A 7,961-nucleotide genomic window follows, 5' to 3' on the forward strand; every position below is an offset into this window, starting at 1 on the left:
CGCGACGGCCGCGTGATGGAGACGTGGACCCTCTCCACCGACATCGTCGCCATCCACAGGGGCGAGTCGATGAGGTGCGTCGCTGGCACGGGGCGGGCGTAGGGTCGGCACGTCGGTTGTGGCCGGCCCGAGGAGGTGCGACCATGTCCAGCGACGTCCGTCGGCGTGTGGAACTCATCGAGGAGCTCGCCCCGACGGTGGGCAGGGAGACGGCGGTGAGACTGGTGGACGAGATCCCGCTCGTACCCAGTGACGTCGCCACGCGCGCCGACCTCGACGCGCTCGAGCAGCGCATCGACGACCGCATGGACGATCGCATGGCGGCGTTGCGCGGCGAGCTCGCGGGTGCGGTCGGCACGCTGCGTGCTGATCTGGAGCGGCGGATCGGTGATGCCCGCGCCGCGACCAGTGCTGAGCTCGGAGCGATCCGCGACGACCTGCGCAACCAGCTCCGTTTGATGATCTTCGCGATCCTGGGGACGCTGTTCACGCTGGCGGGGTTGACGCTCGCGACGAGCTGACGAAAGTCGTCAACGACGCCGCCAGGCGAGCGAACTGTCGTGTGAGGTCGGTCGATCGGGCAGCGCAGGCTCGACCCGCGTGCGTCGCGCTCCTACCGTCGGCTCGTTGCTCGTTGCTCGTTGCTCGTTGCTCGTTGCTCGTTGCGAGGAGGTGGGGCACCGTGGCGGTGGACGAGCGCGCTCGGCGGCAGATGCACGAGCGTCTCGAACAGGCCATCGGTATCGAGGCGACGGACACGCTGATGGGCGAGATCGCATCCCTGCGAGGTGAGCAGCTCGCGACGCGCCACGACGTGGAGCTCCTGGGGGGCGACATGCGAACCGGCTTCGCCGAGCTGCGCGGGGAGACGCGCGGCGCCATCGCGGAACTCCGTGCCGAGATGCACGAGCAGCTCGGGGCCGTCCACGGCCTGATCGCGGCGCAGACGCGCAGCTCGGCTTCTGGATGCTCGGGGCGATGACGACCTTGGCCGGCACTGGCGTTCGGGGCGGCATCGCTGCAGTAGGCGCGCATCCCCGGGCTGTCTCGATGCACCGGCTGGCGCCTCCGTCACGCCTGTCACGGACCTCCTCCGGCGCTGTTCGACTGGAACCGAGCCTGCCGTGGTCTTCAGCGGCTGATGCGCGTCGTTCCACAGATCCACAATTTCTTCGCTCGGCCTGCTTGACAGTGGGAACGTAAGTACGGTACTGTTGTTCCATCGACGAGCCGGGGGCGGCACGCCGATGGATGACCGACCGACACGCCCAGCCGGGCACCGCTAGAGGCTCCGACACCGCGACGGCGGTGCCGGACTTCGACGCGTTGGATCACCAGCTCGCCGCGCTGGCTGCGAGCGATCCGCTGCTGGTCCACCCCGACGAGCTGCCCGAGGGGCTCCAGCGCATCCAGCGTGCCACCAACGTCCTGGCCACCGTGCGGGCACGCTGGATCGCTGCTACCGAACAGCGCAAGTCCAACGGGACCGAGCGGCACAGCAAGTGGCTGTCGGGCCAGCTTGGTGTCGACGGTGACGTCGCCGCCAAGGATGCCGCGGTCGCCAAGACGGTCGAGACCCACGAGCCGGTCGCTAAGGCGGCCGAGGCGGGCGAGATCTCCCCTGACCACGTCCGCGTCATCGGCAAGGCCGCCGGACAGGTCGAGGACGAGCAGGAAGCCGCGCTGGTCGACGAGCTGGTCGCCTACGCCAAGGACCACACCCCCGAGCAGACCGCCCGGCTCGCCCGCAAACGCGCGATGCAAGCCTCACCCGACCGCGGCCAGACCACGGCGCAGGACCAGCTCGCCAAGCGCCGCTTCCGGTTCGTCGAACGTCGCGACGGGATGCTCCACGGCGAGGGACTCTTCACGCCCGAGGTCGGCAACAAGCTCAAGGCCGCGCTCGAGCCTCTCACCGGCCCCGACAACGACGTGCCCGAGGATCAGCGCCGCAGCTACCCCCAGCGCCTCCACGACGCCCTCGGCGAGCTCGCCGATCGTGCCATGGCAACGCCGAACTTCCCCGACTCGCGTGGGCTACCCACCCACGCCATGATCATCGTCGACCTGCCCTGGCTGATCACCGACCGCGGTCTGGACCTGGACGCCTACGGCGTGCGCATGAGCTCCGGGCCCGAGCCCGCGATCACCTTCGAGGGCGAACCCATCAGCGGCGAGACCGCCCGGCGGATCCTGTGCGACGCCGACCTCTCGCGGATCGTCACCAACGGGCCCAGCGAGATCCTCGACGTGGGCCGCACCACCAAGGCCTGGCCCGCCCCGATGCGCCGCGCCATCTACGCCCGCGACCGCGGACGCTGTCGACGCTGCGGCAGACCCGCCCAGGTCGCCCACCACATCAGACACTGGGCCGACGGCGGCCCCACCTGCATCGACAACGGCATCTCGCTGTGCCTTGGCTGCCACCTCGCCGTCCACGAAGGCGGATGGGCCATCACCCTCCACCCCGACAACTCCGTGACGTTCACCGCCCCCAACGGCCAGATCCTCGAACGACCACCACCCTGACCTGCAAGCCCCCGCCGCCGGCGAGGGGCCGGCGAAGCACACCTCCACGACGTAGCAAGACCCCGACACGGACAGCGGACCACCACCGGCGGCCCCGCCTGCCCGCGTTCGTTGACAACTGCAGAGCGAAACGTTTGCGGCCCGGAACCGCCGCACCCCCGGCCACGTGATGCGGCCGGGGGTGCGGAGGTCCCGGCGTGGACCCGGATGGGTTCGTGCTCTGAGCCGTTGACCGGGTCTCCCGACCCCTGCAGCCGATACGACCTCGACGAACCGGCAGGCGCGGGCTGCCCGGGGGTCGTCCACAGCTCGTCCGGGGCGGCTGGCCGCATCTGCCTCGGTGGCTCGTACGGTTCCGCGGAGGTGGGAGGAGGCATCGTGGCGGGGGAGCGGGTCGAGTTGCCGCCCGAGATCCGCCTGTCCTTGGATGAAGTGGCGGTCGTCATGGCCGCGCTCGACATCGCCGAAGTCCATGTACCTGCCACGAGCGATGACTTCCGCCCCGTCCGGGCAGCGATCGCACTGCTCGTCGAGAAGCTCTGGCCGGAGCTGGGCGAGCTGGACCAGGAGTAGACTCGTGGACGTGCAGACCGGCCGGATGCTCTCCGCTGTCGAGGTGGCCCGACGCCTCGGCGTCGAGGTCAGCCACGTGTACCGGCTGATCTTCGCGGGCGACCTGCGGGGCGGGCCCACCTCCGAGCGTGTCGTGCGGGTCAGGGAATCCGACCTGCAGGCATACCTTCGCCGCCGCGACGCCTAGGTCGACGGCACCCGTTCCGTCCTCGAGCGACACGCGAACAACCCGGTGTGTCAGGCACCGCCATCCACAGCCTGGACGCTGGTGACCCTGTCGCGCACGCGCAGCTCGTGGCGTGCGCGTGCGATCTCGAACGGTCCGACCGGGGCGCGGGCGGTGAGTGAGTGCGGCGCCAGCAGCAGGCTTCGGGCGTTCGCCGGTGATCGCGGCGCGGGTCTCCTCGGAGTGGCGTCCTCACGGGGCGCCCGATCCTCGGCCCCGGCCGGCCCCTCCCCATCCACAGGCCCGGGCGGCGCAGGCCGACCGGTGTGCGTCGTGCTCCTACCGTCGGCTCGCTGCTCGATGCGAGGAGGTGGGGCACCATGGGTGCGCCATCCCGAGCGGGCCACGTCTCGTCCGCCCGTCCCCGCCGCTGGTGCTATCAGTTCTGATAATATCGTCCGATGGATGCCGCCTTCCTCCTCCGCACGGTGAGGACACGGGCGGGGCTGACCCTGCGCCAGCTCGCCGAGCGTGCGGGCACGTCGGACTCGACCCTCAGCGCCTACGAATCGGGGCGGGTGACGCCCCGCGTCGACACGCTGACCCGCATCGTCGCGGCCGCGGGGGCACGGCTGGGTCCGAGGCTGTCGGCCCTCCCCGAGCGCGACCCGCGTCGGGCACCCGCCGGCGAGGAGCTGTGGCAGGCCATGCTCCTAGCCGAGGTGCTGCCGCAGCGGCAACGACACCAGCGACCCCAGGCTCCGCACGCGATCTTCGGCCGACGGTGAACCTGCCCGAGAGGGTCGTGGCGATCACCGAGGCCCTCGCTGTGGCCCGCGTCCCGCACGCCTTCGGCGGCGCGATCGCCCTGGCCTACTGCGTCGCCGACGCACGGGCCACCGTGGATCTCGACGTCAACGTCTTCGTCGCCCCGTCCGACGCCCCGAGGGTCCTGGACGCGCTGCCGCCTGCGGTGGAGCGCGACCGCGAGTCGCTGCAGGCCATCGCCCGGGACGGCCAGGTGCGGCTGTGGTGGGAGCAGACTCCGGTGGACCTGTTCTTCAACACCACGAGGTTCCACGAGCAAGCGGCCCTGCGGACGCGGCGGGAGTCCTTCGGGCCGGTCGAGCTGCCGGTGCTGGCGTGCTCCGACCTGGCGGTCTTCAAGGCCTTCTTCGATCGCGCCAAGGACTGGGTGGACCTGCAGGCGATGGCGGCGGCGGGTGTGCTCGAGGTCGCGGGCGTCGCCGGGACCCTCGCCGAGTACCTCGGCGCCGACGATCACCGTGTCGCCCGCATCCTGGGGCTCTCCCCACGGGCGTGAGCTACCCGGAGGAGCCACGATGGTGTCGGGTCGTTCGGCACCTCGGTAGCGCGCGGCACGGAGGACGGACGGGGCAACATCTGGTGCCCGGTCGGCTCTGTGCACGGGCGTTGACGGGTGACACGATCGCACCGGCTCGTTCGTCACCGTGAGGTGGCGGCCTCCATGGTGGTTGTGCCTATGGGCGTGCAGCGCGCTGGCCGCTCGTTCGTGCCCGCTCCCGCCCCGACGGCCGTGGCGCTCCATCCCGATGTGCCTCCTCCCGCACGTGCCGCGGGTCCGGTCGCGGAGCGGATCCTCGAGCTGCAGCGGTCCGCCGGCAACCGCGCCGTCGACGGCGCGCTGAGGTCGATCCAGCGGGCCGGCGGGTGGAGCGATGCCGCCCCAGGCGGCTGGAACGAGGGGGAGAGGCGCGTCGAGGCCGGGACGATCCGGCGCATCCCCCTGGAAGGACTCACGCTGGGCCACCAGAACGAGACGCGCGGCGGGGCCAGCCGCAAGCTCACGCGGGAATCGGCCAAGGGGCGCGCCATCGCGCTGCTGCCTGACCGGCTCGACCCCACCCAACCGGTCGATGTCCTGCTGCACTTCCACGGGATGGCCGAGACCGTCAACCGACCCTACGCCGGCTGGCGCGAGCGCACCAAGGACGGCACCGTCCGGGACGTGGCGCTCGACCGCATCGGCCAGCAGATCGAAGCCAGCGGCATGCCCCAGCTCATGGGACTGCTGCCGCAGGGTGGGGAGAGGTCGAACTTCGGGGCGATGCGGTCGGCGGCGTACCTGCAGGAGGTGTTCGCCCGGCTCAAGGACGTCGGGGCGGTCTCCGCGGTGCCGCAGCTCGGACGCCTCGTGCTCGGCGGTCACAGCGCCGGTGGGGTCACGGTCGGGGCGAACCTGCCCTCGAAGAGGGGCGGCTCGCGCGGCCGGGTCGCCCCCGCCATGGTGGCGCTGTTCGAGGCGATCAACGGCGCCAACGAGCGCAGGGTCGTGGAGCGGTGGCTGTTCGAGCAGCTCGACGCCCTGCGCAAGGTGCTCACCGACCCGTCGGTGTCGCCCCCCGACAAGGAGGCGGCGCTGGCGAGCGCCCCGCGGTTCCGCGCCTACTACCGGCCCGGGTCGCCGATGTACCGGCCCATCCACGAGGCCCTGCGCCGCGCCATCGACGGCTGGATGGGCCGGCACGCCAAGGCGCTGCAGCCCTACACCGCCCGCGTTGCGGACCTCGCCCGGGTCGAGCCGATCGCGACCACGCACGAGCGGATGGTGCGCAGCCAGCTCGGCGCCGCCCTCGAGGTCTTCAAGGGCGGGGCCGGGGCGGCGCCCGCTGCCGCTCCCGCGTCCGGTCCTGCTCCCGCCCCGAGGCCTGCACCGGCTACGGCCCCGACGCATCGGCCCGGGGGAGCGGCGCCGGGACCCACGGGCGCCAGCGCGGCTGGAGCGGGCGCGGCCGCCCCGGTGCTCGCGCCGCTGTCCGCCCCGGCCGTCCTGGCACGACTGGCGGCACGTCACGGTGTGAACGTCTGGGCGCTCGGGCTCGGCGCGGCCGTCATGGCCGCCGGCACACCTCCGTTGAAGGTCGCGGCGAACCTCCTGGTGGCCTCGGGAGTGCGCGGCGAGATCGACCTCACCGATGCGCTGTTCGACCTCGCCCACCCCGAGCTCGGGGGCGGGCGCATCCCCGCCGAGGCGGACGGCCTCAAGCGCGAGTGGATCGCGCTGCGCAAGGGCTACGTCCGGCCCGCCCTCGCCGCCGCCGCCCCAGCCAAGACCGGCTCCGGTCCCGCGTCGGCGGGGAGCGCAGGTGGCACCCCGGCGGTGACGGGCACCACCCCGAGCTCGGGCGGGGGCGCGACCACCGCGGCGAGCGGTACGGGTGGAACGACGACGGCTCCCCGCAGTGGCACGCCGCCGGTGCCGACCGATCCGGCCGCCGCTAAGAAGCGGCTCGAGCAGATCGCGGCCGCGAAGAAGCAGGCCCGCGAGGGCGGGGATGCGGCGGACGCCGCCGCCGTCGCCAGCACGCTCGTCAACTCGGGCACGACCGTCGAGGCGTGGTTCTCGGACCACGTCCCGGACGCGACCTTCCTCGGGGTACCCATCAAGCCGAGCGGCGGCAGCAAGGTCGGGGGCGTGCACAGCAAGATGCTCGCCGCGCTCCAGGAGGCGGAGCGCACCCTGATGGACCAGATGCCGGGACGGTCGAAGGACGAGGTCGCCAGGGCGGTGGGCCTCTACGGCGTCGTCGGGTTGCGGCGGCCGAAGAAGGCCACGGGCGGAACGCTGCCGAGCTACCACTGCTTCGGACTCGCCATCGACGTCAACTACGCCGGCAACCTCTTCCTCGGCCAGACCAGCAAGCGGAACAAGGTCACCCAGGCCAAGGGTGATGCGAGTACCGGCGTGGTCAAGAACGCGACACTGCTGCTGTACGGGACCGCCGAGGATCCCCGCGCGGCCTCCCTCACGGACACGGGTCAGCAGTGGGAGCGCCTGAACCGCCAGTCGGAGGCCATCAAGCGCTACCTCAACCTCACCGACGCCGAGCTGCGCGAGCTGGTGGGCGCCGGCAAGGGCGGCCACGACCTCGCGTGGTGGCGGGAGCGGCAGCGCAAGGACCGCATCGAGGGCGGCCGCGGCGAGTGGGGCCAGCACACCGAGGCCGCCAGGGGCGGGTTCATGGACCTGTCCAAGGCGCTGGTGCTAGCGCTCGACGGGGCCGGCCTCAAGTGGGGTGGTGAATACGGGGGCGGGAAGGACGTCATGCACTTCGACCTGCGCAAGGGCACCTTGAAGCGGTGACCCGGACCCCGAGGACCCCTACCCTGCCCGAAACGCAGTCCCCGACGTCGCGGCGATCTGGGTGAAGCCGCTCCGGTCGACACCGACAGCGCCGAGGCGTCGGAGCGGGCCCCGGACGGGTAGGGTCGCGCGGTCCTCCTCACCGCGAGAACCCTCGACCCTGCGGCCTTCGAGCGTGCCACCGGCTGGGAGCGGAAGCCGAGGGCGCGTGCAATGGCGAGCTGTGCGAGTGGAACGGCGGGTTGGGGCCCCACCAGCCCCGCCACTCGTCGTCGCTGCCGACATCGGTCCACGGCCCGGTCTGCGGGCCGAACTTGCCCCGACCCATGATCTCGGCCCCGAAGCCGAGCTGGATCCGTTCGGCGAACGAGTGGTCGACACCCGAGGTGCCACCGGTGTCGCCGACCATCGAGCGCCAGAAGTGGGTGGCGAACATCCACTCGTGCAGTCGTTCCCCGGCGTGACCCAACGGGGCGTCGGGCGTGATGCCGTCGCCGGTCCCGAACCCGTCGAGGGAGATCGAGAAGTTGTGGACACGGACCTGGGACATGGGTGCCTCCCGGCGAT

Annotated in this window: 8 protein-coding genes and 1 pseudogene; 8 read left to right on the top strand and 1 reads right to left on the bottom strand. The window is 72.0% G+C overall.

The annotated features are described in order from the left end of the window. Nucleotides 1-143 precede the first annotated feature (143 nt). From KY469_15330 to KY469_15365, 8 genes are all read left to right on the top strand, one after another. Nucleotides 144-521 carry a hypothetical protein gene (locus tag KY469_15330; protein ID MBW3664472.1) on the top strand — a complete coding sequence of 126 codons (378 nt, stop codon included), beginning with the start codon at nt 144-146 and terminating at the stop codon, nt 519-521. A 161-nt stretch (nt 522-682) separates the two neighbouring features. Continuing rightward, the gene (locus KY469_15335; GenBank protein ID MBW3664473.1) at nt 683-982 is read left to right on the top strand and encodes a hypothetical protein; all 300 of its coding nucleotides are present in this window, start codon (nt 683-685) and stop codon (nt 980-982) included. A gap of 269 nt (nt 983-1,251) precedes the next feature. Beyond that, nucleotides 1,252-2,529: a DUF222 domain-containing protein gene (locus tag KY469_15340; GenBank protein MBW3664474.1), complete on the top strand. Its 1,278-nt coding sequence runs from the start codon at nt 1,252-1,254 to the stop codon at nt 2,527-2,529. 378 nt (nt 2,530-2,907) lie between these two features. Continuing rightward, nucleotides 2,908-3,102 (top strand): hypothetical protein, encoded by a 195-nt coding sequence (locus tag KY469_15345; GenBank protein ID MBW3664475.1) that lies wholly within the window; start codon nt 2,908-2,910, stop codon nt 3,100-3,102. Between the two features lie 4 nt (nt 3,103-3,106). Further along, nucleotides 3,107-3,289, top strand: a complete 183-nt coding sequence (locus KY469_15350) for a helix-turn-helix domain-containing protein (GenBank protein ID MBW3664476.1) — start codon at nt 3,107-3,109, stop codon at nt 3,287-3,289. A 440-nt stretch (nt 3,290-3,729) separates the two neighbouring features. Continuing rightward, on the top strand, nt 3,730-4,056 hold the full coding sequence (locus tag KY469_15355) for a helix-turn-helix transcriptional regulator (protein MBW3664477.1): 327 nt from the start codon (nt 3,730-3,732) through the stop codon (nt 4,054-4,056). Continuing rightward, complete coding sequence (locus KY469_15360; GenBank protein ID MBW3664478.1) at nt 4,053-4,592, top strand: hypothetical protein; 540 nt, start codon at nt 4,053-4,055, stop codon at nt 4,590-4,592. Before KY469_15355 ends, KY469_15360 begins: the two co-directional genes overlap by 4 nt. Nucleotides 4,593-4,757: 165 nt before the next feature. Further along, nucleotides 4,758-7,394: a M15 family metallopeptidase gene (locus tag KY469_15365; protein ID MBW3664479.1), complete on the top strand. Its 2,637-nt coding sequence runs from the start codon at nt 4,758-4,760 to the stop codon at nt 7,392-7,394. A gap of 226 nt (nt 7,395-7,620) precedes the next feature. Here the strand turns inward: KY469_15365 and KY469_15370 are convergent. Next, nucleotides 7,621-7,944 (bottom strand): annotated as a pseudogene (locus tag KY469_15370) (dihydrofolate reductase). Nucleotides 7,945-7,961 lie beyond the last annotated feature (17 nt).

Source organism: Actinomycetota bacterium (genome assembly GCA_019347575.1).
Taxonomy (GTDB): Bacteria; Actinomycetota; Nitriliruptoria; order Nitriliruptorales; family Nitriliruptoraceae; genus JAHWKY01.